The sequence below is a fragment of the Acinetobacter sp. YH12129 genome (assembly GCF_013418685.1).
GTDB lineage: Bacteria > Pseudomonadota > Gammaproteobacteria > Pseudomonadales > Moraxellaceae > Acinetobacter > Acinetobacter amyesii.
In genome coordinates this window covers 45,586-71,910 of sequence record NZ_VPBP01000002.1, presented here as the reverse complement: position 1 = coordinate 71,910, position 26,325 = coordinate 45,586, and the positions used below count along the sequence as shown (strand labels likewise).

Below are 26,325 nucleotides of genomic sequence, written 5' to 3'. Positions count from 1 at the left end.
CCCGTCAAAATGAGCCACATTGTTGTATTTATAATCAAACACAAGCAAGTTTATGATTTTTTACTTGCGCTTGAAGCAGATCTTGCTACAATACGCACCATCAAGCGAAATGGGTCGTTAGCTCAGTTGGTAGAGCAGTAGACTTTTAATCTATTGGTCCCGCGTTCGAGTCGCGGACGACCCACCATTTCCTTCGATACCACAAGATGGGTCGTTAGCTCAGTTGGTAGAGCAGTAGACTTTTAATCTATTGGTCCCGCGTTCGAGTCGCGGACGACCCACCATCTTTCTAAAATGCCAGTTTTAGATTACAATCTTGTGCATACCCCCTAAGGGTCGTTAGCTCAGTTGGTAGAGCAGTAGACTTTTAATCTATTGGTCCCGCGTTCGAGTCGCGGACGACCCACCATTCTTTCTTAGGGCTTCTTTCTTCCGGCAGTTGAAGAAAAAGAAACCTGCAGGTTCCGACCAAGACAAACCATCACCATTATTGGTTTTGATTCGCCATTCTCGAAATTTTGCTATAGCGATGTTGCGAAGTATCATTCTTGTCTTGCTAGATGAAGTATTTGACCTGAAAAATTTTAGATAACAAATATTCCCTAGTATTCAAAACTACGTGCTTCGTTTATCTTGCTAAAATTTTAAAATGCTCTTTTAAAATTTTCTCAGGGTTGTTAGCTCAGTTGGTAGAGCAATAGACTCTTAATCTATTGGTCGTGGGTTCGAACCCCACACAACCCACCAATTCTATATCGTATTAATAATTCAATTTTTTTTAGCTAATTCCATTCGATTAGCCAAGAACTACGAATTTCACGCCGATACTCAAACGCAATTTATAATTTTATTTACTTCATTCGCAGTATTTAATTTGGGTCTTTCAACAAGGTATAGGCATGTTGAGGCTGAGGATAACCTTTAGAAAATAATTCCTGATTTCGATCGACTTCACCTTGACGAATTTTGTCTAAATCCATAGTGATTTTATTTTCATTAATCACGCGATAATAAAAATTCACGCCTTCTTTTCGATGAACCACCAGCTCGGTATGTGCTTCATTGACACTCCACGTATCCTTACGATATTTCACATTAATGCCTGACGTATTGGTTTTTTCAGCAAACACTTTTCCAATTTGAATAATACTGCGGTGTACCGTGCCATCTGGTAATAAGTTGAGGATGAACTCCGCATCGCCTTCTGGGCATGGAATAAAACTGTCATCGCATTTTACTTTAGCATGAAAACGTCCAATAAAAATTTTGGCATGTTCAGGAACAGGAGCTGACTTTATTTCATCGTCATTCGGCAATGTCGCCTGCCCTGCCACTTGGGTTAATTTTTTTCCATGATCTTGCTTCGCTTGAACTTCCGATGCGACAGTTGATGCCGAACTTTCACCCTTTTCCGCTGCGGGTTGAGGCGTTGGACTACAACCAATAAAAGAGAGGCTGAACACTCCTGCAAACACTGAAAGATATGCAAATTTCATCAAAAAAGGTGAAGCCGATGTTTTCATATAATGTGCCAAGACCAATCATTCATTGGTTTTTTCAGTTCTTGCTGACTTAATATTGTAATCAAATAATCAACGCTGTATACATATATTTGCGATATATGTTATATCATATCTCATTGTTATCGTTGATATTTAATTAACACTCAAGCTATTTTAAAGGCAAACTAATCAAACCAATTCTTCAAATTACATAACTTTACTTAATTTTTTTTCTGCACCCTTTAAATCGCAAAGCTTGTCACCATTTCTATAATATGAATTTGGAAATATTCAAATTTATTCTTTTTTTGAAGGAGACCTGAATGGCCAATGTTGGTTTATATCGCTCAAACCGCTCTAACATGATTGCTGGTGTGATGAGGGGTATTGCTGAACGTTTTGGTTGGAACGCAAATTTACTGCGTATTATTTTTATCTTTGTATCATGCTTAAGCGCAGCCTTTCCCGGTATTTTGGTGTACTTGGTTTTATGGTTAGTCATGCCTAAAGCACAAGATAACTTTTTCCGTACCAATGGCTATTCAGACCCGATTCGTACTGTGAATGATGACAGACGTTAATATCCCTTGACCCAGTTTGGTCGCTACGGTTTCTCCCCCAAGATTCCGTAGCTTTTTTTTGCCTACATATTGGCAAAGCCATATTTAAGTCTGATGAATTTAAATCAAAGTTTAAGGCTTAAGATTTTGTTTGCTGATTTAGCTGTTGATATAAGGCGGCAATCATATCGGCACGGCTAATCATTCCCACCAACCGTTTTTGCTCAACAACTGGAATATAATTAAAAGATCTTTCCACAAAATATGGCACCAAGTCTTCAATCGGCTGATCCGGCTGCACGGTCACCACTTTGGGATTCATAATTTGATAAACGTGATTTTCCCAACTGGCTTTGGGGTCTGCGGCACGTTTAAACCATTCCACTACATCATATAAAGCCAAATTTCCCACCAAGCGATCTAAATCACTCACCACAGGCAAACTCATCAAATTGACTTGTTTAAACTTTTCCAATGCTGACTGAATATCATCTTCTGCACGCAGGGTAATCACTTGCTGACTCATGATGTCACGACAATGAAACTGGCTTAGGCCACGACGACTGGCTAATTGCTGTGCTTCTAAAATAATTTTTTGTAAGTCATATTCACTAATATCAAGCAACTGACTTTGCTGTTCTAAGACTTGCTGAATATCCGCTGGCTGAATCGACACTTTTTGTGTCGGTGTTGGATCTGTCGTCCGAGTATTGACTTGTGCTTTTTGTGGATACTGCTTGCCTAGTAATCGGTTATAAATGATAGCAACCACCATCAAGAGGACCGAATTTAAAAGGACTGGATAAAAAAGAAAGGCATAGCCTAAATCATGGACTGCGTCTCCGCCCAATACCGCTGTAATCGCCACGGCTCCACTTGGTGGATGCAATGAGTCTGTGGTCATCATTAAGATAATCGCTAATGCAACCGCGATACTAAATGCTTCGGTTAAATTAGGAATAAACATCGCACACGTCACGCCAATCAAGGCCGCAAGACTATTACCGACTACCATATTCCACGGCTGTGCCAATGGGCTGGCAGGTACCGCAAAGAGCAGTACGGACGATGCGCCCATCGGGGCGATATACCACGCATTTAAGTCATCTAGCGCCAGCCAACTGATCAGTGAAGAAATACTCAGGCCCAGCAAAGCACCTACCCCACACAGGATGCGGTCTTTTAAAGGCAGAACTTTAAAGTTGGGTTTAAGCGTATTGAGCCAAGATGATTTTGCGTGAAACACGGTCATGCCTGATTTTTTGAGGATGAGAAATTATAGGAGATTTAGTCCTAAAATTTCATCAGCATCAGATGGAATTTTAAGGTTATTCTATTTTAACGTTCATATCCCATAGCTTTTACCCTCTTACTAATCCACAATATTTTTGCATTTATTTAAATAAGTTTCTTCTTCTTCCAATTTGAGACCAAAGACAGGTTGAATCGGTATTTCATCCGTTCTGTAATAGCATTTTTCACGCCATTTTATCGCCTCTTCCTCATCTTGAGGCAGTCCATTTAAACCGTGATAATAATTTTGAAACATATTCTCAAGCCCTTGTGAATATCCTAAATTACCTGACTTAATGTACCATTCGGTTGAGATTTTTCCATTTTTTTCAACTCCTAATCCTCTTTGGTAAAGTACACCCAAATTGTTCATTGCTGCTGGATTACCTTGAGCAATCGCCTTTTCATACCAATATTTAGCTTGTTGAAAATCAACTTCTGTACCTAATCCTGAATGATAGGACTCTCCAAGTTTAAACTGAGCATCAGCATTACCCGACTCGGCAGACTCTTTTACTAATCTAAAAATTTCAGGATACAGCTCTGGATCATGCTTATATGCATAAAGTCTTGCTAAATTTAATTTGGCGAGTGGACTTCCTTGCTGAGATGCTTTTTCAAATAGTTTTTCGATTTTTATGTCTTGTTCAGTCGGCTGATCATTTTCATCCTCATCTCGATTTCTAACGCCTTCATAGATATTTTTATAGTAGAGTAAAGCAGCATAGCGATTTAAATCATCGCCTTTAAGTTCCTGTGTCTTGTATTTAAAAGCAGCTTTAAGATAGTTAAGGTTATTTTTTACACTCGAAAAACCGATAAAAATCAGAAAAACGACACCAAGTAGGAGGTAATATTTTTTTAAGCTCATAATTTTATAGATTTTTTCAAATAATTTTTAAATTTTACTTACATATATTTCATCAAAACACGGTTCATTATGTATAAGATTCATTATCTAGACAATCACTTGTTTAAAATTTAAAATGTTTAAATCGAAAAATTATATAAAATACAGATAATGAATACAGAAAAACCTTTTAATTTCAAACCTAAAGAAGCACTTATTTTATCACCACTTATTCCTATACTACTTTTCATTGGATATTTTTTAATTAATGGTTCATTCAAGCTTGATGTTTTAGAAATTGTAGGAACTTTTGCTGGAATTTATTACGTTATCTTGTATCCAATTTTACTTAAAATTTGCCAAATTCTTATAGCCAAAAAATTATTTATTTTTCCTTTTATATGGTTAGGTGCGCATCTAACCCTAGTCATGATCTACTTTTTCATTACAACTTTTCAAAATTTCTACTATGGATTTCCAATTTTCGAATCTGTTGGTCGAACAGTGTGGGACACAGCATTTTCCTTATTCATAGCGATCGTTAGTTTTGTTCTTTCCATTATTTTTTGGAGTTTTTCAACATTGCAACCAAAGCTAAAACTCAAAAAATAAATAGCGCTATTAAAATCTTAAAAGGAACCAAGTAGCCTTTGCCACTCCTCTGCAAAATCCTTATACTTAGAGCCAATTTTTCACTAATTTTAATGGATGCTACATGAGTCGCGCCATATCGCATATTGATACATTTCAAGGCTTAATTCTTGCCTTACAAAACTACTGGGCTGAACAAGGTTGTGTAGTGTTACAACCTTACGATATGGAAATGGGTGCAGGGACATTCCACACTGCAACTTTCCTACGTGCCTTAGGCCCTGAAACTTGGAACGCGGCTTATGTTCAGCCATCTCGTCGTCCTAAAGATGGCCGTTATGGTGAGAACCCGAATCGTCTACAACACTACTACCAGTTCCAAGTCGTGTTGAAGCCAAACCCAGACAACATCCAACAGTTGTACTTAGATTCATTAAAAGCCATTGGTATTGATACCCTTGTTCACGACATTCGTTTCGTGGAAGACAACTGGGAATCTCCAACACTTGGCGCATGGGGCTTAGGTTGGGAAGTTTGGTTAAATGGTATGGAAGTGACTCAGTTCACTTACTTCCAACAAGTCGGTGGTGTTGAGTGCTACCCTGTGACAGGTGAAATCACTTACGGTCTAGAACGTCTAGCGATGTACCTCCAAGGTGTAGACTCTGTTTACGATTTGGTTTGGACTAAAGGTCAGTTTGGTACAGTGACCTATGGCGACGTGTTCCACCAAAACGAAGTTGAACAATCAACCTATAACTTCGAATATGCCAACGTTGAAAAAATGTTTGAACTCTTCGACTTCTATGAAGCGGAAGCGACTCGTTTAATGGAAGCGGAACTTCCACTTCCTGCTTACGAGCAAGTGATTAAAGCATCGCATAGCTTTAACTTGCTTGATGCACGTGGCGCAATTTCAGTAACTGAACGTCAACGTTATATTTTACGTGTCCGTACATTGGCTCGTGCTATTGCACAAAGCTATGTCGCTGCGCGTGCGAAGCTTGGCTTCCCGATGGCAGAACCTGCTTTACGTGACGAAGTCCTTGCTCAACTCAAAGCTCAAGTTGAAGCGGAAGCAAAAGTAGAATCTAAGGAGAGCAAATAATGTCTAAACATACAGTATTGTTCGAATTAGGCTGCGAAGAACTTCCACCAAAAAGCTTAAAAAAATTACGTGATGCGCTACATGCAGAAACGGTAAAAGGCTTAAAAGACGCAGGTCTAGCATTCGATTCAATCGAAGCTTATGCAGCACCACGCCGCCTTGCACTTAAAATTGTGAATGTTGATGCAGCGCAAGCCGACACACAAAAACGTTTTGATGGCCCTGCAAAACAAGCAGCATTTGATGCCGAAGGCAAACCGACTAAAGCACTTGAAGGCTTTATGCGCGGTCAAGGCATTACAGTTGATCAAGTATCAACTTTCCAAGCAGGTAAAGTTGAAAAAGTGTGCTACTTAAAAGATGTAAAAGGTCAAAGCCTTGATGTTTTACTTCCACAAATTTTACAAGCCGCTTTAGACAACTTACCAATTGCAAAGCGCATGCGTTCTGCTGCAAGCCGTACTGAATTTGTACGTCCTGTTAAATGGGTTGTGTTGTTGAAAGACAGTGATGTGATTGAAGCAACGATTCAGGATCACCAAGCAGGTAACGTGACTTATGGTCACCGTTTCCATGCTCCTGAAGCAATTACACTTGCAAATGCCGATGCTTATCTTGATGCCCTTCGTACTGCAAAAGTGATTGCAAACTTTGAAGAGCGCCAAGCGATCATCGACCAACAAGTGAAAGCTTTGGCGGATGAAGTGAATGCCATTGCGATTGTCCCTAGCGACCTTCGTGACGAAGTAACTGCTTTGGTTGAATGGCCTGTTGCGCTTCGTGCAAGCTTCGAAGAACGTTTCCTTGCTGTTCCTCAAGAAGCACTCATCACGACGATGCAGGATAACCAAAAGTACTTCTGCTTAGTGAATAGCGACAATAAACTTCAACCTTACTTCATTACCGTGTCAAACATTGAGTCGAAAGATCCGTCTCAAATTATTGAAGGTAACGAAAAAGTCGTTCGTCCACGTTTGTCAGATGCTGAATTCTTCTTCTTACAAGACCAAAAGCAACCACTTGCATCTCGTAAAGAGAAACTTGCAAACATGGTGTTCCAAGCTGAATTGGGTACCCTTTGGAACAAGTCTGAACGTATTGCTAAATTGGCTGTGGCTTTGTCTGCTATCACAGGTGCGAACCCTGCAGATGCTGAAAAAGCTGCACTCCTTGCAAAATGCGACTTAACCTCTGAGTTGGTGGGTGAATTCCCTGAGCTTCAAGGTATTGCCGGTACTTACTACGCACGTATTGAAGGCGAAAATGATGAAGTCGCTGAATCTTTAGGTGAACAATACTTACCTAAATTTGCAGGTGACGTTTTACCAAAAACCAAGACCGGTACAACGCTTGCGCTTGCTGACCGTTTAGATACATTGACAGGTATTTTTGGTATTGGTCAGGCGCCTACAGGTTCTAAAGACCCGTTTGCATTACGCCGTTCTGCGATTGGTATTTTGCGTCTTGTGACTGAAAATGATTTAGATGTTTCGATTGAAGATCTAATCAAACTTGCACTTGCTGCTTATGGCGATGTATTGAAAGATCACGATAAGACTTTAGCGGATGCTGTCGCATTCCTTGAAGGTCGTTACCGTGCGAAATACGAAGATCAAGGTGTGGCTGTAGACGTGATTCAAGCTGTTCAAGCACTTTCTCCAAAATCACCACTTGATTTTGACAAACGTGTAAATGCGGTAAATCATTTCCGTGACCTCCCTGAAGCTGCTGCACTTGCCGCTGCAAACAAACGTGTTGCAAACATTCTAGCGAAAGAAGCTGCTCCTGAAGGCGCTGTGGTTGAAGCAAACTTGGTAGAAGATGCTGAGAAAGCATTGTTCGCTGAACTTGCGAAAATCACACCTGTGGTTGAGCCGTTATTTGCTGCGAAGGACTACACTGCTGCATTGTCTGCACTTGCTGCACTTCGTGCGCCAGTCGATGCGTTCTTTGACGGTGTGATGGTGATGGCAGATGATGCTGACTTAAAAGCGAACCGTTTACGTATGCTTGCACAGCTTCGTGACTTGTTTACGAAAGTGGCTGATATTTCAGTGTTACAGCACTAAGTTTAAGCATTCATTAAAAACTCGCTTTAAAGCGGGTTTTTTTATGCCGTTTGAAATCTAGGTAAAATCCTGTTAGAAATAGCGGGATTTTTTGATAAGAACAATATATGAAAAGTATTACAGTCAATCATCCTTACCGCCCAGATCTCTATCTTTTTATCTTACATACAGTATTGATGGCATGCAGCTTTTACCTTTGGAAGGTTTATCCATACATTCCAAACAAGCCAGATATGGGTGCTTTATTCTTTTTGATTATTTCTGTTTTGGGTGGATTTATTGGAATCGTCATCGTTGCGGTGACTTTGCCAAGATTAGACCGCACTGTGCGTTACTTAACGCTTTCAAAATTTGTTTTAAGTTTGGTGTATTGGTTGTCGAGCACAACCATTTTCGTTTTATTGGGCAGTACTAAATTTATATTCAATAATTCCCTCGTGCTATTTGTCTTCGTTTTTCTATTTTTTAGCAGCCTGTATTTTTCAGTAATTCGTGTTGCAGATATGCGTAAGAAAGATTGGCTCATTATCGGTGGAGTATTGGGTGGCCTTGTGTTGTTGTTCTTTTTGCCAAAACTTTAATCGCTAAATAAAACAGCTAAGGCTTCATGGGTTATTTAGAATAACGTCCTGATAATTCAATGAGACGGTTTGAAATACGAGATCAATCACCAAGCTAAATCACTTCTTAATACATCAATGTGAAAAAGATCTGCTGTTGCACTCAATATCTCGTTTTAAATAAAGTTGAATAAGACTTGAGCAAATAAATCTCGGCATGCTAAAAATAACTCAACCTGAATAAAATGAAATACCTATGATGAATAAAAAATTACTTAGCTTTGGATTATTGATCCTATCTATTTCTTCTGCAAATGCTGGAACGGAAATGACTCATTCTCAAATCATCATTTCTTCACCTGATACCGTTGCAAGTTATGATTGCGCAGGACGCTCAGTGAATATTCCTGCTCCAGATAGCCGTATTACTCTAAAAGGCAGTTGCCCGATGATTACGGTTGCAGGTCCAAATACAACGGTCTATGTAGAATCAGTCAATAAAATCAATATTTATGGACCAAATTCGAAAGTGTATTATCAAAAAAGCACCCATCCATCACGCCAAGTCAGCATCAATGCCGTTGGTCCAGGAAGTGCAGCCTATAAACGTTAAATATTAAGTGAATGAAGTTGAATTTGGGCTTAAGACTTAAATCTATAGCCAATAATTCACCAATTCCCTATACTCAATCCAACAACACTCAACAAGAATGAAACTTATGAAATTGAAAGCATTCCTTTTGACTGGTCTTGCGGGTCTAACACTTTCTGCATGTACATCTGCACCAACGATTCCACAACTTGAAACAGGTGTATTACAAGAAGTTCAAAACATTGATGTCTACCCAGATACCACAGATAACAAAGCAAAACTGACTAAATTTGTAGATAAATGCGTGATTGAATTTACAGGCAATTTAGAAGAAGCAAAATCGGTTGAACAGTGGTCATTTAAAGGCTTAACCCTAATTTCAGGTGGTACAGCAACCTTTGCCAAAGATGGTACAAGTTCAGCGCACAATTTTGATTTAAATGCGGCGGATGTACAGAAAAACTTCCTTGCATTACGCGGTCATTTTGCAAAAGATGCGCTTACACAATGTGAATAAATAATAAAAACCATATCTCCAAAATGGAGGTATGGTTTCATTTTTCGTTTAATCTTGAATCATAATCAGTTCAAACCCATAATTTTTAATCATGAAAATCGTAACTAGAACCACACCACAGCAACGCTCAAAACACATATAAGCCACTGTATTTTCATAAAATTACAATAATGCATTAACTTAACCATGTTTCCACACTTCAAACTTCCGCGTATCTGAGCTGTTATTGCATTGTGTGACTTATCGCACAAAACCACTTTTTGCTTTTTTTTACTCTTAAGATGTCCTCTGCTCCAAAAGCGCAAATGCTGAGTGCAACAGCAGCGTTCAATAAAAGAGGACAATTGCAAAGATGAAACCTTTATTTAAAACAACACTGATCACCGCAGCATTATTCGCAAGCACCCCACTATTTGCGAACACCGCAGTAGAAGCCAATGCGAAAGTTGAAACACAGCAACCGTCTGTACTGCAAAATCTAAAACAAGACATTAATCAGTCTGCGCATACAGCCGGTGACAAAATTGAAAAAGGCGTCGATAAGACCAAAACATTCACCCAAGAAAAGTGGCAAGACACCAAAGAATTCAGTGCTGACAAAAAGCAAGATGCAAAAAATAAATGGGCTGACCTTAAACAGTCTAAAGATGAAAAGTCAGATGCAGCGAAAGCCAAGATCGATGCCAAGGCTGAGCAAAATAAAGCTAAGCTTGATGAGCGCAAAGCACAGCTCGATGAAAAAGCTGCAAAAGACAAAGCAAAACTCGATGAACGTAAAAGCAATGTCGACAACAAAGTTAATCAAACCAAGAGTTATTTAGGTGAAAAAGCTCAGGAAGGTCGCCAATTTGCCAGTGAAAAATGGCAACAAACCAAAGCGAATTTCCAAAAAGGTCAAGAAGCTAATGTGAGTGGCAGTAGCAATGTACAGTTGCAAACGCCTGTCGCACAAGCTGAAGTCCATAGCTCACATGAAGCCAGCTTAGGTGCTCACAAATAAATAAACTGGCTTTCATACCCTCTCCTCCAGAGAGTAGGCTCACCCTTCAGTGGGCCTTTTTTTTACCCTAGGCAAAATACAAACGTGTACAAAGCTGTCATTTGCTGTATTGATTTTGCTACGGCAGGTTTTTTTCGCTGCAATTTTTCCTATAATGCGTTAAAACCGTTCATCAGATAGAAAATCTATAAAATTCAGAGGTGAAGCTGTGAAAATTTCATTAAAAGCAACGTTATGCCTAAGCTTAATATTCACGACACCCATGCTTTGGGCACAAGAAAACACAGCAGCGCAAAGTACTGAGCAACAAGCGAAAAAACCTGTGAGCCCTTATGGCGATAATCCAAATTTATTGCATGTGTGGGCCTATAAAGCCCAAGAAGGCGTGGTCGGTGCTGCTAAAAATATTGGCGAAATGACTGAACGTGGAATTTCTAAAATTAAGCCTTCGGTTGACCAAGCTTGGGACAATACGAAAACAGCTACTCAAAATACAGTACAACAGGTTGATCAGGGCGCACAGCAAGCCACCCAAAACGTCAATGAAAAATTGAAACAAACCCGTGAAAATATCACAGGCAAAACCAGCCAACCTGCGCCCATTAGCCAACAGTCGTTGAGTGAACCGTCTTCAGGCAATACGATCAATACGGCTCCAAACAACAATGCGGGGCAAAATAGTAATCAATATCCACAAAGTAGTTATCCATCGAGTTCGACCTCTACGACGTATCCAGTGACTGATTTATAATTTAACACCACATTTATAAGCTCAACTTTGGTTGGGCTTTTTTAAAACCAAAATTGAATGCTTTTGGTCTTTGGCCTATGCCTATAAAAACAATGAATTAATGAGAAAAAAATGCGAATTTTATTTGGTATCTTGCTTGGCATTCTGCTCTGCGTTGGCTCTGTGATTGGCTTGCAACGTTTTCCACAATTGTTGACAAGTTATCCACAGTTGCAGACTATTTTCCCCCAATTATACGATTCATACCAATATAACCATGATGCCGAAGGTAAATTATTACAAACCTTAGAGATGCTAGATGACGAAGAATACAAATCGACTGAAGGCAATGAAGCGACACTGTATCAACTCGATGATCAATGCAAAATAAACCTCTATGTTTTTGGTGAATCCTATCAAAGCCTAACAAGTTATTATTTTCACAAAGGTCAGATTATACGTGCCTATGAAACATATCTGACCTATCCAAACGGTGGCTTTTACGCTGAACCCAATACCAAAGAGCCTTTTAAACTTGAAAAAAGTTATTTACAAATCATGATGCCAAACAATATCAAGACTGAACTTGAATTTGAGCAAATCAAAAATCATTTCAATGCTAAATTTTTGAAAAAATGCTGAAATTTAACTATTAAATTAAGCATTAATGCATTAAGTAGTAGGCTTGAGATATCGCCTACGTACAAACAATGCTGTACAGATTTGAATAAGCATCAACAGGCAAAATGGATAGTCACCCCAGACTGATAAATGATCAATATGAGCAACCTCTCCAAAGACAGAAAAATAGACCTGTCCCACAATAATAGGCACTACAACAAGCCATAGCCCCCAGTACCAATAGCGATTTAAAAAATCAATAAGCGCTAAGATAAAATGCGCAATAAAAAATACCGAAACCAGCACAACTTGTAAGGTCGGCATGAATTTATGAACTTCAAAATCAGGGTTCTGCAATAAATAATTTTCACTGATATTTAGTACATAACTGTACCATGCCCAAGTGATGCATGCGGTAAAGAGAATCAGCATGCAAAATAATCTTAAACTTTTTTTATTGGCAAGATCGACCTGCATAGACATCCCTATTTATATGGAGCATTGTTCAAAAATAATGTTCCTTAAACTCGATTTTAATTCACCTGTCGAATGACCATCCCCGCTTTAAAGGCTTCTACATTTTCCACCAATTGCTGCACAATGCGTTGTCGCGCATCGACGCTTCCCCATGCACTATGTGGGGTAATGATTAAATTTGGAATACTTGGGTCGAGCAGCACATTACCCTGCTTGGGTGGCTCAACCGTCAAGACATCGGTTGCTGCGCCTGCAATCTTTCCTGATTTTAATGCCTCGGCTAATGCCGATTCATTAACCACACCACCTCGTGCGCAATTGATCACAAAGGCCGATGCTTTCATTTGAGCCAAGCTTTCATGATTGAGTAAATCACGAGTTTCATCAGTTAAAGGGCAATGCAAACTCAGAAAATCGACCTGCGCTAACATCTCAGAAAATACCACTCGCTCAGCCACCATAGGTCGATTCGGTAGCGCACCAATCATAATTTTCATGCCAAAAGCTTTAGCCAAATGGGCCACGGCTTGCCCCAATTCACCATAGCCGACAATTCCCAAAGTCTTACCAGCCAGCTCAATAATTGGAAAATCTAGTAAGCAGAACTGATCCGCTTTTTGCCAATCTCCCTGTTGGACCGCCCGATCATACTGTCGAAATGATGTCGCCAAGTTCAACATTAACATCAAGGTATGCTGTGCCACCGCAGCGGTGCCATAAGCTTGGCAATTACACACCACGATGCCTTGTTGCTGTGCGTGTACAAGCTCAACGCTATTGGTGCCAGTAGCAGAAATCAAGATCAGTTTTAATTGCGGATTGAGCTGCATGTGCTCAGCATTGATGTGTACTTTATTGCTGATAATCACATCAGCCCCTTGTATGCGCTGGGCAACCTCTGAAGCCGTTGTTGCGGGATAGAGTGTCAATTCATCAAACTGTGCGTCTAGTCCGCTAAAATCTAAGTCCTGTTTATCTAGAGACTGATAATCTAGAAATACCGCTTTCATGGCTGCTTCCCTTCTGGTCGATTATAAAGATTCGATTGTGGATGATTAAAACCTGTGATGCACCAAAGTGCAATCGAACAGCATATAAAAAAACCCGCTATTTCGCGGGTTTATCGAGATGATGTTGCAGTGAATTTCGAATTTTGAGTATGACATAAATGGTCAGTATCGTAAGTAACAACATACTGCTGCTAAAAATCAGTATGCTTGAACTAACCCCCTGTGCATAGGCTGAACCCATGGTCAGCACTAAGATGAATAATACAGCAAGCATCTGTGTTGAATACATACTGATACCCCTCATATTCCTTATGATGTTTTGGGCAGTATGGTTGTTTTTTATACTACCTTTCTCTCATCATAATCTCTTCCTACAAATTAGCAAGCTTTGGATTTTCAAACAAATGCCTAGCTTAAATCTGTTCGGGCTGCACCACGAACTGGCAAGACGCATCGGGGTTTTCGACAAAGAAGACTTGACCAAATTCATCGCTACTCAAACGCAGTTCTTTATAGTTGAGCGTGTAATAGCCCACATATTTCTGCATTAAAATCGGATGCATACCTGTCGCCAATTCATCTTGAGCTAAGACCAGTTTCATTACCTGACGGTCATTCATCACCACCATGTAACGCTCATCTTGGACTTGTACGTATACCAGGCCTGTGCCCTTCGGCTGCAAAGGAATCAAAAACTTGTGATTCAGCGCAATCACACCAGCTGCATAGCTTTCAATTTTTTGGCTAATCACGTTAAACACTAAACCATGATCAAACTGGTCGAGTAACAGGTTACGATTATCCTGAGGTAAAAAGGTCGTGATTCCCAACTTTTGCAGATCTTGCTCACTGACTTGTTTGTTATTAAATAATACCCGTAATAAGGTCTGTTTTTGTTTGGCATCAAAAAATTGTGGATCAAGCTGAAACGAATTGCTTTTTAAAATTTCACCCAAGGCATCTCGATGGCGAGTCAGTAAATTTTCGATAACTTTTCGATAATAAAATTTGCTGTTTTTCTTAACCCGACGCATTTTTTGATAAAAATACGGCGCATCAAAAGGATGTCTCAAGAAATCATTTAACAGTTCAGAACTCGCCAACACTGCAATGGCATCATGCCCTGTAAACGGCAGATGCAACACATGCACATGCGGAATTAAAGCCTGTAGTTTTTCAAAGTGAGCGCGATCTTCTGGACAATAAGGATCATACACCACGATATATTCGCGTGTAGTCGATACATCTTCAGCAAGTACTCGCATATTGGCATGCAGATTAGGTTGAAAGAACATGCCATAGCGTGTATCGACAATGTCTTCAGGGTCTATGGAGTACTGCGGCACCATACTGACCACACGATGGAATCCAAATAAATTGGCATACTTAATGGCAGCATAGCCGCCCATGGAACCACCATAGGCAATACGCATCTCAAATTGTTCGAGGATCGGCTTGATGGCTTGATACATCGGTTGCATTGACGATGCTGGAAACCACGATTTTTGTTTCGGCATCACACCGATCACATTAAAATCATATTTTTGCAAAGACTTCTCGGCATTGATGCTCAAACCCTTGGCACGGGTAATCAAATCACCGAAGGAGAAAATAAGCTCACGAGAATTGCCAGGCTGAAAAATGACACGAATTTGATCATCTTCAAAAATGATGTGCTTTTCCATTGTGCTTTGCTCCAGTCCTTGTTGCGTCACGCTTTTCCTTCCTTGTTGCATTCAAAGTTTATCTTGTTCCGAATATGCTATTTTATAGAGGCCATACAGATTAAAAAGTGCAGAATATGACACATTCAATACATCCTGCCGCACAACAAGGCTTTAGCTCTGCAGCTGAACTCTATCAACAAGCCCGTCCTGACTACCCGATTGAAATCAGTGCGTGGCTACAACAACATTTAGCTTTAGCCCCTCAAGCCCATCTGGTGGACTTAGGCTCAGGTACAGGCAAATTTCTCGAGTATATTCGCCCACTCAGTGAAAATATCACCGCGATCGAACCTGTGCATGAAATGCTGCAACAATTGCAGAAAAAACATCCGCATATTGCAACTTTAGCCGCCCAAAGTGATCAGATTCCACTGCATGATCATTCTGTGGCAGCGGTATTTTGTGCCCAATCTTTTCATTGGTTTGCCACCCCTGAAACCCTCAATGAAATCAGTCGTATCTTAGTTCCCCATGGGGATCTTGTATTGATTTGGAACCAACGTGATATCCAAGTCAATTGGGTCAAACAACTCGCTGATGTCTTGAGTGAGCTCGAAGGTGACACACCACGTTATCATAGTGGGCAATGGCAAAAAGTGTTTGAGCAGCAGCAAAAATTTAAATTAATTGCCGAAACGACCTTTCAACAATTGCATCATGGTACAGTGGAACACGTGGTTTCCAAACGATTATTGTCCACCAGTTTTATTGCAGCGTTAAGCATGGATGAACAACAAAAACTGAAACAACAATTTGAAAATATCGTGGCTGAATCAACCCAAAAGACTGCACAGGATTTCATTGATTTCCCCTATATCACGCATGTCTATATCTTTAGAAAAACACATTAGGACACGATTATGCTCATGCCAATCTCTTTTAAAAAACTCTGTGTCATCTTCCTCATGGGTACGGTGCTAGGACTCACTGCATGTGAAAAATCATCAAAAACGGTGGAACAAAATAGTGAAATCAGTTCCGATGATCAAATCATGAAAGAACTGAATAGTGATCCTATTAAAAACTTTGCCAAGACCCCAGATGATCTACACGACCTCACGCTTCTGACGCAATATGACGAGAGCTTTAGTCAAATTAGCGATGAGATGGAAGATGAGCTGATGAAACTGCGTGAGGAAGGCAAACTCACTGATGAATTTGCCACACAGCGTAAGCGTGACAACATCAAGTCGGCGCTGAATATGCTCAAAGAACTCGAAATGAAAACTGAGCAAGGCCGTTATATTCAAGGTTTGATGTATCAGTACTGGGACAATCAATCACAAATTTATCGTGAGAAAAATCAAGCAGCCGATGGTGAGTTAAAAAATCCTAGTGATAGTGTCAAAGGTCTCGGTCAGTTTATTCATGCTCAAGAACAATTGGGACATTGGCAAGAACAATATCCTGAACTACAAAAAACTCGACAACCCTAATCATCCACCCTGTTGCAATCTATGCACCCAAATTCAACATGGATGAATGAGAAGGTGACACGAGCTTAAAACTCAACCTCAAGGGCAAATTCATGCCCTTGAGGTGATTGCTCAATCTTAATTTGCGCTATGGTCGTTCAGCATATTGTGGTAAATCGCCTGCGATATCATCCCATTCAGCTTTGGATGCAACAAAGATATGACACATCGGTTTCTGCGTCATAGGTGTATCTAAAGTGCCTATTCGTAGACGGTAATAATCAGGCGTTTCAGCCTTAATACTGATGATCGGCGAACCACATTCACTACAAAAACAGCGCTGCGTGGTTGCCGTAGACGCATATTGTTTCAGAAACTGCTCACCAGCCACAATTTTAAAATCTGCTTTCGCAATCGGGGCATTGGTTGCAAATGCCGTGCCATTGGCTTTGCGGCACCGAGAACAATGGCATTGCACGATCTCACCGATCGGACCATTGATCTCATAACAAACCGCTCCACACAAGCAGCTTCCGGTATATTGTTCTTGTACGCGCATAGTGGTCTTTCTTAGAAGAATTTCATCTCAAAATATCACAACTCCTCAGCAAGATTGTGACAATTTGAAGCGCTTAGCTCTGCAAAGAAACCAAATAGTTTTGAACCCCTTCACCCGCTGCTCGACCGGTTGCAAGGCATGCTGTCAGCAAATAGCCCCCAGTAGGCGCATCCCAATCCAACATTTCCCCGCAGACAAATACTGCAGGATTGCTCTTCAATTGTAAGCCATCATTTAGGACTGAACGCTTCACACCACCCGCGCAGCTAATCGCCTCATCTATCGGGCGAAATCCGTCAAGTTGAATATTTAAGTGTTTAATTTTCGCTGCAAGTAAGGCTGGCTCATGCCATAAAGATTTATCTACCAATTCACGGACCAGCGCAGCTTTCGCCGCATCTAAACCAGCTTTACGCCAAACATTGGTTAAAGACTGCTTCTTCGAAGGCTGTAGTTTCTTTGCCAATTGCTCAACACTTTGATCTGGCAATAAGTCCAAAGTTAGCTGCATGGGCTGAGCAGATTTCACCTGTTGACGCAGTGCTCGACCTTGTTTGTAGATCAATCCACTTTCCAGTCCATAGTGTGAAATGATGATATCACCTTGGGTCGGCTCGGCTTGCTCGACCCATGCATTGACCCGCTTTAAAGGCTGTCCAAACACGGGCTGCATGAACTTCGACCAAACGCGTTCCACACCGGCATTACTGGCCTGAAAAGTTTCAATACTCTCAGGCTGCAGCCATTTTTGCCATGCGCCATCACTGCCTAAACGTGACCAAGACACAGCCCCACATGCCATAATAATCGCATCAAAGCCAAGCACTTGACTTGATTCATCAACAAGGTTTTGAATCGTTAGCTGATTGGACTGTAAGTCCAAAACTTGATGTCGATAATGAAACTGCACCCCGTCTAGACTGAGACGTTTTAACCATGAACGCAGTAAAGGCGCAGCTTTCATTTCAATAGGAAAGACCCGACCCGATGAACCAATATAGGTTTCAATACCCAGTCCCATCATCCATTGTTGAATCCATGCTGCATCCCACTGCTTAACCCATGGACTCAGCCATTCCACTTGATCATAGCGCTGCACAAATTGTTCAACGGGTTCTGCATGCGAAATATTCAGCCCCGTCTTGCCCGCCATTAAAAATTTACGGGCTGCCGATGGTTTTTGCTCATAAACATGAATATCATAGTCAAATTGGCTAAGCACTTCCGCAGCCATCAATCCCGCAGGCCCTGCCCCAATGATTGCAATACGCTGAGTCATGCCCAATTATTCCGCAGATGCTTCGGTGGGTTGCTTGCCTTGTAGCGGCTGAAAATCATCAAAACGTGTGGTGTAATCTACAGGCTTGGTAATGATTAGCTGCTGACAGAGTTCACCACGTTCTAGATATTTAATCTCAAAGTGTGTACGTGCTGAAGTCTCTGCAATGCGTTCTTTGACAAAAGGTAGCTTCCAAACATCGATTAACTGCTGCTGCGCTTCCTCAATATATTCAGGAATATTACTCGCCAAGGTAATCTGACCACCCGGCTGCAAACGCGACAATAGAAATTCAAAAAACGGCATATTTAACCAGCGCTGTGCAGGATTATGCGGTTCAGGGTTTGGGTACAAAATAAAGAATTGCTGTACTTGCGCAGGATGTAAGGCATGTACTACCCAAGGCAATGCATCAGCATGAATTGGAGTTAAATTGTTTTGCCCTTCAAGTTGATGCTGCTTTTGCATTGCCACAAATTTTTCACATGTACGCTCAACAGCAATCAATTGAAATTCAGGATGATTGGCTGAAAACAATAATGCGTGTTTACCTTTACCAGCCCCAATTTCCACACAAATCGGTGTGGAATCAATCGGCTGAAAATCACGGGGAGCTCGCATACGCTGCGCTTGAAATTGACGAATAGGCATAAACAGATCAAACTAAACAGAACGGCATAAGTCTAACAACTGCGACTGTATTTGCCTAATTGAATCATCCGTTTTTGCTGGAGTTAAGCATGCCCACCACCATGAATTGTCCACGCTGCGGCGCATTGACGACTTGGGAAAATAATGAATATCACCCGTTTTGCTCAGATCGCTGTAAATTGATTGATCTCGGTGCATGGGCCAATGATGAATATCGTCTGCCGACACAAGATGCACCTCAGGCCGATGGTGGCCGTGAAGAAGACCAATTCTAAGGACTCAAGTGCATAACCCTATTATTTAGGTAAATAAAACAGGAATCCGTTTGGATTCCTGTTTTGTTAATTTAAGTTTCTCAATCTAGTTGCTTAACCCGCTTTACCAGCAACGAAAGGATTATGTTGTTTTTCATAACCAATGGTACTCATTGGACCATGCCCTGAAATAAACTGCGTGTCATCCGGCAAGCTAAAACATTCACGCTGAATGGAGTCGAGTAATTGTTGATGGTTACCGCGTGGAAAATCTGTCCGGCCTATCGAGCCTTTAAATAACACATCCCCCGTCCAGAGCACGGCATATTTTGCGTTATAGAACATGACATGACCTGGTGTATGCCCCGGTGCAAAACGAACTTCAAACTCTTCTGCACCCAGCTTCAAGGTTTCGCCGCCTTCCAACCATTGGGTCACATGGACATTTTCAGGGATCGGGAAACCGTATTTCGCAGAAACCTCCTGAATCATGTCCAACCAAAACGCATCTTCTTTATGCGGGCCAATCACTGGAACATTCCAAGCTTGGGTTAATGCCCCAACCGCACCTGCATGGTCTAAATGGCCATGCGTTAACCACAAGGCTTTGACCGTTAAACCGAGCGCTTCAACTTCGGCTTTTAATTTTTCAGGCTCTCCCCCTGCATCAATCAAGACCGCTTCTTTCGACTCAGAGTCCCAAACAATGGAACAGTTTTGTTGAAATGCCGTAACGGGCACGATTTTAACTTGCAACATAGGGCGAAAACCTCAAGGCGATGAATGGGCTAATGTTTGCTTTAAGGCATCAAGATTAGCTTGAAGTAATAAATTGAGCAATGCGACATGATCATCCCGCGCGTTTAATGCAGGAATATAACCATATTCACCACCGCCTGCAGCTTGGAAAATTTCAGCATTTTGCAGCGCCAACTCTTCTAGCGTTTCCAAACAATCCGCTGAAAATGCAGGGCTCATAACCTGTACCGATTTCACGCCTTGTTTGCCCCATGCGTCCAAAGTGGCATCAGTATAAGGTTTCACCCATTCTTGCTTACCAAAGCGAGATTGGAAACTGATTTCATATTGATCTTCAGTTAAACCAAGCGCTTGCGCGACTAAATGTCCTGTTACACGGCAACGGTCAGCATAGGGATCACCCTTGTCTGCATAAGGCTGTGGAATGCCATGAAAAGACATCAATAACTTATCCGCGACCCCATGCTCCGCTTGATAATCACGCACACTTTGCGCCAAGGCCTGTATAAACACAGGATGCTGGTAATAGTCACGAATAATGCTCAGACCCGGTAAATTGCGTTGCTGCGGAATCCATTGTGCGATCGCATCATATAGCGGCGCAGTCGATGTTGCTGAATATTGTGGGAATAGTGGAAACAGGACGATGTGGTCTTGTGGCTGCTGTGCCAATTGATCTAAAGCTGCTTGAATGCCTGGATTGCCATAGGTCATGGCAGGAACCACCTTCAGTTCAAATTCTGGATACGCTTGAGTTAAATGTGCTTTTACAGCGTCAACTTGCGCCAACAATATTTCACGCATAGGCGAATCATTGCCCCAAACCATTTCATAGGCATGCGCCACACGCTTTGGTCGAAATGGCAAAATGAACAAACGTAGAATGATTTGCCATATCGGTTTCGGGATTTCAATCACCCGCTGATCTGACAAAAACTGTTGCAGAAAACGACGCACTGCGGGTACAGTTGGCGCATCAGGCGTACCTAGATTCGCCAGAATAATGGTGACTTTAGCTTTCTCGACAGGCAACATTACGCTTTTTCCATCAATTTGAATGACGCTAATGTAGCAGCTTTTTATCCATTTAATAAAATTGATTAATATGCAGATTTAAATTGAAAAACTCGATCATTATCAAGCAAATTACTTTCTAACAATTTTTGACCTTTACTGGTTACTTGCCACAACATCCGCTGACGGTCATCTCGGCCATTGGGCACAATCCAGTCATTCTGCCGCATCTGGCTTTTAATGCTGTGTAAAGCACGAATATTCACTTGTGCCCGCGCAACCGCATGAGCACGTGGCATCTCAATACGTGCATCATCCAGACCTGTTTCATTCAAAAACTCATTCATACGTTTAGAGAAGAATTCTTCAGGGGTTGGATTAACAAAGGTTGCGCCTAAAATCGACAAGAGCTGCGCCCACGTCATTTTCTTCTGTACTTTTAATTCTTTGAAATTACCATCTTGATAAGCGTGCATGCGGTATTCAAATGAAAATAGTTCATGCATCGACACTTTTGGTAAAGATAAGAATGGATCAACTTCGCGTTTTCCAGACTCTGTTTCGAGTTGAACTAACTGGGCTTTTAAGCGATCAATTTCATCATGTAAAGCTTGAGTATTCTGTGGGCGCACCCAACCTGTAACAGGATAGCGTTCTAGCATTTGTGGCATGTTCAATCGAACTGCCATTTCTAAATCACGCAAGGTTCGATAGCTAAAGACTTGATCCACTTCATTTTGCAATAGCTTACGAAAGTCTTTGAATTTTTCACGTAGCTCAGGCTTTTCATCATGCAAAGAAAGATCACGTGAATTTGGATCTTCATGCATAAACACAATGACCGGCTTTTGTTTCGTCACTGCATAAATATATTCAAGGTGCATATAACCCACACCTGAAACAGACTGCTCGCCATACTGACTACCCAGTAAGATCACCACATAATCACAGTCATCAATTTGACGACGCGCAAAAGCCGTACTTAATGGTGTGCGCTGTTCCAACCCCCAAGAGAAAAAACCCATCCCTACAAGAGTCTGTGCCAATATGATCCGTTCTGGCTGCATTTCACTGCCAGATGTGGAAATGAATACTTGATAACGCTTATCGAGCATTAGAGATCCTCTTCCCGTTGCACGCTATATCCAGCACTCAAAAAAGTGGTTGCTGAAACATACAGCATGACTACCCCAAATAGATTTAAATTGTTTTATCTAAAATCGTTCAATCACAATGATTAAAATTCTAAACTTGCCGCCTGAATATTGCAGATTTTCCAAGTGATTTGATCATCTTGAATTAAGCGTGCTACCACAGGTGTTAAGTTTTCCGCATTATTTCCACTGACATAACATTCGATACGCAGTGAATCTTGGCGGTTATGCTCAAATAATAACTCATTTTTAATCAAAATTTGGGCTGTTTGTCGTGCAACCGCAAATCCTGAGTCAATTAATGTCAGCTTCTGACCAAAAATATACTGAATTGCCGATTTTAGGAAGGGGTAATGCGTACATCCAAGCACTAAATAATCTGCACCTGCATCTACAACTGGCTGTAATATCTCAGTTAATGTCTGCAGGCAAGGCTCAGTCATTTGCGCCCCCGCTTCAACAAAGGGCACCAATTCCAAAGAAGTCACTGACAAAACTTGCACCCCTGCAGGTTCAGCAAATCGCTGCATGACATCTTTGATTAATTTACCCCGAAAAGTCGCAGGCGTTGCGAGGACAGCCACAGTTTTACTTTTGGTCTGTAATACCGCGGGTTTTAAGGCTGGAACCAAGCCAATAATCGGAAAATTTTCACCGTAGTGTTCACGCAAATAATCCAAACTAAATGCCGATGCCGTATTGCATGCCACCACCGCGACTTTACACCCCTGACGGTATAACCACTCAATCGCATGTGCAGTCAGTTCACGGATGTCCTGATCTTGACGCGGTCCATAAGGGACATGTGCCGTATCTGCAAAATAAACAATCCGTTCATTCGGTAAATAACGTGCAATTTCCAACGCAACAGACAAACCACCAATACCTGAGTCAAATACCCCAATAGGCGCATCAGCAGTCGCTTTTGGCATGGGTACATTTAAGGGGTAAATGGGATGAATGGCGGTCATAGGGTCACTTTAATTTAGATTCAGAATGACAAGGTGGAAAGCTTAAACCTCAGGTGCCTAATTGCAAGTGCAAATCACCACTTTGTAACACTAAAATGGACTCCCCTTGCTCATTTTCAAGCAGCTCACCCATCTCGACTAAATGAAAAAATGCAGCACGTTGAATTAAGGCATTTATACCAAAACGAACATGCACATAAGGACGTAGTTCACCCTGATATTCACGCATAAAAATCGGATGTTCCTGATCAACAATAATCAGGTCTTGGGTGGTTGTGGTGAATTGAATATAGTTTTTAGCGTCAATCTCAACGTGATCCACCTGATTGACAAATAAAGGCTCATCTTCCACCTGTATTTCAATTTGTTCCACAGGGGTTTTTAAATAGAATTTCCCATCTTCTTTCCAAAGCACGGTTGAGAACAGATCTATGAGCGCTTGTCGCTTGATCAATTGACCATCGTGCCACCATTCTCCATTGGCTAAAACCTTCAAATCCATTGCACCACAATGCTTTGGATGCCATTGATCTAATGGGGGGATTGACCTTTTGTGACCGGACTGTCCATCTTTTAAGTATTGTGCAATGTTCATTAAATTTCTATCATCCCTATTAATGAATTTTTTCGTCGGGTTTTCGTTCAATTGCTGCTTCATCCGCCTAATAAATACCTTAGTGACGGAAAAATAATATGATTCAGCCAATTGGCTAGAACTCGGTTTAAAACTATACTAGCCCACAATATCAAAGACACGATAGAAAAATTGTGTCTGGGCATTAAGAACACTCATGGCAGCACCATTTAAATGAATTGAATGGATGCCACCTTCCGAAATATGAGGAGTCCTACATGGAACACATCGAACGTGAATCGATGGAGTTTGACGTAGTTATCGTCGGTGCAGGTCCTGCCGGCCTATCTGCTGCGATTAAAATTCGTCAACTTGCAATTGAAAATAACCTAAACGATCTGTCCGTTTGTGTCGTGGAAAAGGGCTCCGAAGTGGGTGCGCATATTCTATCGGGTGCTGTGCTTGAACCCCGCGCGATGAATGAATTGTTCCCAGATTGGAAAGAACAAGGCGCACCGTTAAATGTGCCTGTGACTGAAGATAAAACCTTCTTCTTATTGTCTGATGAAAAATCACAAGAAGCACCGCATTGGATGGTGCCTAAAACCATGCATAACGATGGCAACTATGTTATTTCGTTAGGTAACGTTGTTCGTTGGTTGGGCGCTAAAGCTGAAGAATTAGAAGTATCTATTTTCCCAGGTTTTGCCGCTTCTGAAATCCTTTACCATGAAGACGGGACTGTGAAAGGTATTCAGACTGGCGACATGGGTATTGGTAAAGATGGCGAACCAACGCACAACTTTACCCCTGGCTATGAACTTCATGCGAAATACACATTATTTGCTGAAGGTTGCCGTGGTCACTTGGGTAAACGTCTGATTGCTCAGTTCAACTTAGATAAAGATGCTGATCCGCAACATTACGGTATTGGTATTAAAGAACTTTGGGAAATCGATCCTGCTAAGCACAAACCAGGTTTGGTGATGCACGGTGCAGGTTGGCCTTTAAGTGAAACAGGTTCTTCAGGCGGTTGGTGGTTATACCACGCTGAAAACAACCAAGTGACATTAGGTATGATCGTTGACTTGTCATACACCAATCCACACATGTATCCATTTATGGAAATGCAGCGCTGGAAAACACATCCACTGATCAAGCAATATCTTGAGGGTGGTAAGCGTATTTCTTATGGCGCACGTGCGGTTGTAAAAGGTGGTTTCAACTCATTACCTAAATTCACTTTCCCTGGTGGTAGCTTAATTGGTGATGACGCAGGTTTCCTAAACTTTGCGAAAATCAAAGGCTCTCATACAGCAATGAAATCAGGTATGCTGTGCGGTGAAGCTGTATTTGAAGCGATTGCTGCGGGTGTGGAAAAAGGTGGTGACCTTGCCATTGCACGTGTGACTGAAGGTGAAGACTTCTTCACTAAAGAGTTAACTGCGTATACTGACAAGTTTAACAACAGTTGGTTGAAAGAAGAGTTATATAACTCTCGTAACTTCGGCCCTGCTATGCATAAGTTTGGTCAATGGATGGGTGGTGCGTTCAACTTTGTTGATCAAAACATCTTTAAAGTGCCATTTACACTACATGACTTACAGCCCGACTTCAGCGCTTTAAAAACTGTCGATGCTGCGAACTTCAAACCGAATTATCCAAAACCAGATGGTAAAATTACATTTGACCGTTTGTCTTCTGTATTTGTATCGAATACGGTACATGAAGAAAATCAGCCTGCGCATTTAAAACTGACAGATGCTTCTATTCCTGTAAATGTGAACTTACCAAAATGGGATGAGCCTGCTCAGCGCTACTGCCCTGCTGGTGTTTATGAAATTATGGAAGAGAATGATGGTTCTAAGCGTTTCCAAATAAACGCGGCAAACTGTGTTCACTGTAAAACGTGTGACATCAAAGATCCGTCTCAAAACATTACTTGGGTAACACCTGAGGGTGGTGGTGGTCCTAATTATCCTAATATGTAATCTCTTTTGAGATTGAAATAAACCCGCTTAGTGCGGGTTTATTTATTAAGCTTCAACATAACCAGGTGAGATTTTTTAAATAGAAAAAGGCTTTGTTGCATAAATATGTAAGCATCTGATTTAAATAAATTTAATTTTGGATCAAAAAATAATCAAAACCTTTAAAATCATATAGTTATGAAATCTTTGTGCAACAAAACCATAGAAAAATATAAAATAAATAAACCCGCAAACAGATACGTAATAAAACTATTTGAATTACTCTCTTCTTCTAATCCACTAGATTTAATATAAGTAAAAGCTAATAGGGCTAAGAAAATTAATATTACAAAAAACCTAAAAACTTTCCACTTAACACCCAACTATTTTAAACCAATTTTAATAAATTGAATTCTATATTATTCATTTAAATTAGGATTACCAACAAGCTCACCAACTAAATTATTTCTTTTTCAATCTCAAAAATCCACTCATAATATTAACTTAAATTTTTGTTC

The 26,325-nt window shown here is 41.0% G+C and carries 29 protein-coding genes and 4 tRNA genes; 18 read left to right on the top strand and 15 right to left on the bottom strand.

The window, feature by feature from the left end; all coding sequences use genetic code 11:
* The first annotated feature begins 111 nt into the window (after positions 1 to 111).
* From FTU65_RS01650 to FTU65_RS01635, 4 genes are all read left to right on the top strand, one after another.
* A tRNA-Lys gene (locus tag FTU65_RS01650) sits at positions 112 to 187 on the top strand.
* Positions 188 to 208: 21 nt separating this feature from the next.
* Positions 209 to 284 (top strand) — tRNA-Lys (locus FTU65_RS01645).
* Positions 285 to 333: 49 nt separating this feature from the next.
* Positions 334 to 409, top strand: a tRNA-Lys gene (locus FTU65_RS01640).
* Between the two features lie 262 nt (positions 410 to 671).
* A tRNA-Lys gene (locus FTU65_RS01635) sits at positions 672 to 747 on the top strand.
* 122 nt (positions 748 to 869) lie between these two features.
* Here the strand turns inward: FTU65_RS01635 and FTU65_RS01630 are convergent.
* Positions 870 to 1,523 (bottom strand): hypothetical protein, encoded by a 654-nt coding sequence (locus FTU65_RS01630; protein ID WP_257222699.1) that lies wholly within the window; start codon positions 1,521 to 1,523, stop codon positions 870 to 872.
* A 302-nt stretch (positions 1,524 to 1,825) separates the two neighbouring features.
* Between FTU65_RS01630 and FTU65_RS01625 the strand changes: the two genes are divergently transcribed.
* Positions 1,826 to 2,083 carry a PspC domain-containing protein gene (locus FTU65_RS01625; RefSeq protein ID WP_180066236.1) on the top strand — a complete coding sequence of 86 codons (258 nt, stop codon included), beginning with the start codon at positions 1,826 to 1,828 and terminating at the stop codon, positions 2,081 to 2,083.
* 118 nt (positions 2,084 to 2,201) lie between these two features.
* On the opposite strand, the gene FTU65_RS01620 is transcribed toward FTU65_RS01625, so the two are convergent.
* Together FTU65_RS01620 and FTU65_RS01615 are read right to left on the bottom strand one after the other, a co-directional pair.
* Complete coding sequence (locus FTU65_RS01620; RefSeq protein WP_218952786.1) at positions 2,202 to 3,314, bottom strand: HPP family protein; 1,113 nt, start codon at positions 3,312 to 3,314, stop codon at positions 2,202 to 2,204.
* A gap of 120 nt (positions 3,315 to 3,434) precedes the next feature.
* The gene (locus tag FTU65_RS01615; RefSeq protein WP_078189755.1) at positions 3,435 to 4,226 is read right to left on the bottom strand and encodes a tetratricopeptide repeat protein; all 792 of its coding nucleotides are present in this window, start codon (positions 4,224 to 4,226) and stop codon (positions 3,435 to 3,437) included.
* A gap of 150 nt (positions 4,227 to 4,376) precedes the next feature.
* On the opposite strand from FTU65_RS01615, the gene FTU65_RS01610 reads away from it, so the two are divergent.
* The 9 genes from FTU65_RS01610 to FTU65_RS01570 all read left to right on the top strand — a co-directional run bounded on the left by FTU65_RS01610 (position 4,377) and on the right by FTU65_RS01570 (position 12,014).
* Entirely contained in the window at positions 4,377 to 4,817 is a 441-nt protein-coding gene (locus tag FTU65_RS01610; protein ID WP_180010262.1) for a hypothetical protein, read from the top strand.
* Between the two features lie 103 nt (positions 4,818 to 4,920).
* Positions 4,921 to 5,904, top strand: a complete 984-nt coding sequence (gene glyQ, locus FTU65_RS01605) for a glycine--tRNA ligase subunit alpha (RefSeq protein ID WP_078192785.1) — start codon at positions 4,921 to 4,923, stop codon at positions 5,902 to 5,904.
* Complete coding sequence (glyS, locus tag FTU65_RS01600) at positions 5,904 to 7,973, top strand: glycine--tRNA ligase subunit beta (protein WP_180066233.1); 2,070 nt, start codon at positions 5,904 to 5,906, stop codon at positions 7,971 to 7,973. The genes glyQ and glyS overlap by 1 nt, the downstream gene beginning before the upstream one ends.
* Positions 7,974 to 8,080: 107 nt before the next feature.
* On the top strand, positions 8,081 to 8,554 hold the full coding sequence (locus FTU65_RS01595; protein WP_180066230.1) for a hypothetical protein: 474 nt from the start codon (positions 8,081 to 8,083) through the stop codon (positions 8,552 to 8,554).
* A 235-nt stretch (positions 8,555 to 8,789) separates the two neighbouring features.
* The gene (locus FTU65_RS01590; protein WP_078192788.1) at positions 8,790 to 9,146 is read left to right on the top strand and encodes a DUF3060 domain-containing protein; all 357 of its coding nucleotides are present in this window, start codon (positions 8,790 to 8,792) and stop codon (positions 9,144 to 9,146) included.
* A gap of 106 nt (positions 9,147 to 9,252) precedes the next feature.
* A complete protein-coding gene (locus tag FTU65_RS01585; protein WP_078189759.1) occupies positions 9,253 to 9,642 on the top strand; it encodes a hypothetical protein in 390 nt (129 codons plus the stop codon).
* Between the two features lie 352 nt (positions 9,643 to 9,994).
* A complete protein-coding gene (locus FTU65_RS01580; RefSeq protein WP_180007117.1) occupies positions 9,995 to 10,642 on the top strand; it encodes a hypothetical protein in 648 nt (215 codons plus the stop codon).
* 262 nt (positions 10,643 to 10,904) lie between these two features.
* A complete protein-coding gene (locus FTU65_RS01575; protein WP_180007258.1) occupies positions 10,905 to 11,393 on the top strand; it encodes a hypothetical protein in 489 nt (162 codons plus the stop codon).
* Between the two features lie 111 nt (positions 11,394 to 11,504).
* The gene (locus FTU65_RS01570) at positions 11,505 to 12,014 is read left to right on the top strand and encodes a hypothetical protein (protein WP_180007115.1); all 510 of its coding nucleotides are present in this window, start codon (positions 11,505 to 11,507) and stop codon (positions 12,012 to 12,014) included.
* A 30-nt stretch (positions 12,015 to 12,044) separates the two neighbouring features.
* Here FTU65_RS01570 and FTU65_RS01565 read toward each other — a convergent pair whose 3' ends face one another.
* The 4 genes from FTU65_RS01565 to FTU65_RS01550 form a co-directional block, all read right to left on the bottom strand.
* A complete protein-coding gene (locus FTU65_RS01565; RefSeq protein ID WP_180048804.1) occupies positions 12,045 to 12,425 on the bottom strand; it encodes a hypothetical protein in 381 nt (126 codons plus the stop codon).
* 101 nt (positions 12,426 to 12,526) lie between these two features.
* Positions 12,527 to 13,480: a 2-hydroxyacid dehydrogenase gene (locus tag FTU65_RS01560; protein ID WP_180065726.1), complete on the bottom strand. Its 954-nt coding sequence runs from the start codon at positions 13,478 to 13,480 to the stop codon at positions 12,527 to 12,529.
* A 97-nt stretch (positions 13,481 to 13,577) separates the two neighbouring features.
* Complete coding sequence (locus tag FTU65_RS01555) at positions 13,578 to 13,769, bottom strand: hypothetical protein (RefSeq protein ID WP_180065728.1); 192 nt, start codon at positions 13,767 to 13,769, stop codon at positions 13,578 to 13,580.
* Positions 13,770 to 13,893: 124 nt separating this feature from the next.
* Entirely contained in the window at positions 13,894 to 15,165 is a 1,272-nt protein-coding gene (locus tag FTU65_RS01550; protein WP_180065738.1) for an alpha/beta fold hydrolase, read from the bottom strand.
* Positions 15,166 to 15,281: 116 nt separating this feature from the next.
* Here FTU65_RS01550 and FTU65_RS01545 point away from each other — a divergent pair, with 116 nt between their 5' ends.
* Positions 15,282 to 16,058, top strand: coding sequence for a class I SAM-dependent methyltransferase (locus tag FTU65_RS01545; protein WP_180066227.1), 777 nt, complete (start codon positions 15,282 to 15,284; stop codon positions 16,056 to 16,058).
* A 9-nt stretch (positions 16,059 to 16,067) separates the two neighbouring features.
* Positions 16,068 to 16,643 (top strand): hypothetical protein, encoded by a 576-nt coding sequence (locus tag FTU65_RS01540; RefSeq protein WP_306669868.1) that lies wholly within the window; start codon positions 16,068 to 16,070, stop codon positions 16,641 to 16,643.
* A gap of 127 nt (positions 16,644 to 16,770) precedes the next feature.
* Here FTU65_RS01540 and FTU65_RS01535 read toward each other — a convergent pair whose 3' ends face one another.
* The 3 genes from FTU65_RS01535 to FTU65_RS01525 all read right to left on the bottom strand — a co-directional run bounded on the left by FTU65_RS01535 (position 16,771) and on the right by FTU65_RS01525 (position 19,117).
* Positions 16,771 to 17,181: a GFA family protein gene (locus FTU65_RS01535; RefSeq protein WP_180066047.1), complete on the bottom strand. Its 411-nt coding sequence runs from the start codon at positions 17,179 to 17,181 to the stop codon at positions 16,771 to 16,773.
* A gap of 73 nt (positions 17,182 to 17,254) precedes the next feature.
* Positions 17,255 to 18,460 (bottom strand): TIGR03862 family flavoprotein, encoded by a 1,206-nt coding sequence (locus tag FTU65_RS01530; RefSeq protein ID WP_180066045.1) that lies wholly within the window; start codon positions 18,458 to 18,460, stop codon positions 17,255 to 17,257.
* A 6-nt stretch (positions 18,461 to 18,466) separates the two neighbouring features.
* Positions 18,467 to 19,117 (bottom strand): SAM-dependent methyltransferase, encoded by a 651-nt coding sequence (locus FTU65_RS01525; RefSeq protein ID WP_180066049.1) that lies wholly within the window; start codon positions 19,115 to 19,117, stop codon positions 18,467 to 18,469.
* An 83-nt stretch (positions 19,118 to 19,200) separates the two neighbouring features.
* Here FTU65_RS01525 and FTU65_RS01520 point away from each other — a divergent pair, with 83 nt between their 5' ends.
* Entirely contained in the window at positions 19,201 to 19,386 is a 186-nt protein-coding gene (locus tag FTU65_RS01520; protein WP_180066224.1) for a DNA gyrase inhibitor YacG, read from the top strand.
* A gap of 93 nt (positions 19,387 to 19,479) precedes the next feature.
* Here the strand turns inward: FTU65_RS01520 and FTU65_RS01515 are convergent, their stop codons facing one another.
* The 5 genes from FTU65_RS01515 to FTU65_RS01495 form a co-directional block, all read right to left on the bottom strand.
* The gene (locus FTU65_RS01515) at positions 19,480 to 20,124 is read right to left on the bottom strand and encodes an MBL fold metallo-hydrolase (RefSeq protein WP_078189772.1); all 645 of its coding nucleotides are present in this window, start codon (positions 20,122 to 20,124) and stop codon (positions 19,480 to 19,482) included.
* 12 nt (positions 20,125 to 20,136) lie between these two features.
* Positions 20,137 to 21,159 carry a ferrochelatase gene (gene hemH, locus FTU65_RS01510; RefSeq protein ID WP_180066221.1) on the bottom strand — a complete coding sequence of 341 codons (1,023 nt, stop codon included), beginning with the start codon at positions 21,157 to 21,159 and terminating at the stop codon, positions 20,137 to 20,139.
* Positions 21,160 to 21,224: 65 nt separating this feature from the next.
* Positions 21,225 to 22,253 carry a DUF4062 domain-containing protein gene (locus FTU65_RS01505; protein WP_180066041.1) on the bottom strand — a complete coding sequence of 343 codons (1,029 nt, stop codon included), beginning with the start codon at positions 22,251 to 22,253 and terminating at the stop codon, positions 21,225 to 21,227.
* Positions 22,254 to 22,375: 122 nt separating this feature from the next.
* Positions 22,376 to 23,263: a glutamate racemase gene (gene murI / locus FTU65_RS01500; protein ID WP_168377950.1), complete on the bottom strand. Its 888-nt coding sequence runs from the start codon at positions 23,261 to 23,263 to the stop codon at positions 22,376 to 22,378.
* A 49-nt stretch (positions 23,264 to 23,312) separates the two neighbouring features.
* On the bottom strand, positions 23,313 to 23,921 hold the full coding sequence (locus FTU65_RS01495) for a DUF1285 domain-containing protein (RefSeq protein ID WP_168377951.1): 609 nt from the start codon (positions 23,919 to 23,921) through the stop codon (positions 23,313 to 23,315).
* A 194-nt stretch (positions 23,922 to 24,115) separates the two neighbouring features.
* Here FTU65_RS01495 and FTU65_RS01490 point away from each other — a divergent pair, with 194 nt between their 5' ends.
* Positions 24,116 to 25,828, top strand: a complete 1,713-nt coding sequence (locus FTU65_RS01490) for an electron transfer flavoprotein-ubiquinone oxidoreductase (protein ID WP_180026642.1) — start codon at positions 24,116 to 24,118, stop codon at positions 25,826 to 25,828.
* Positions 25,829 to 26,325: the final 497 nt, after the last annotated feature.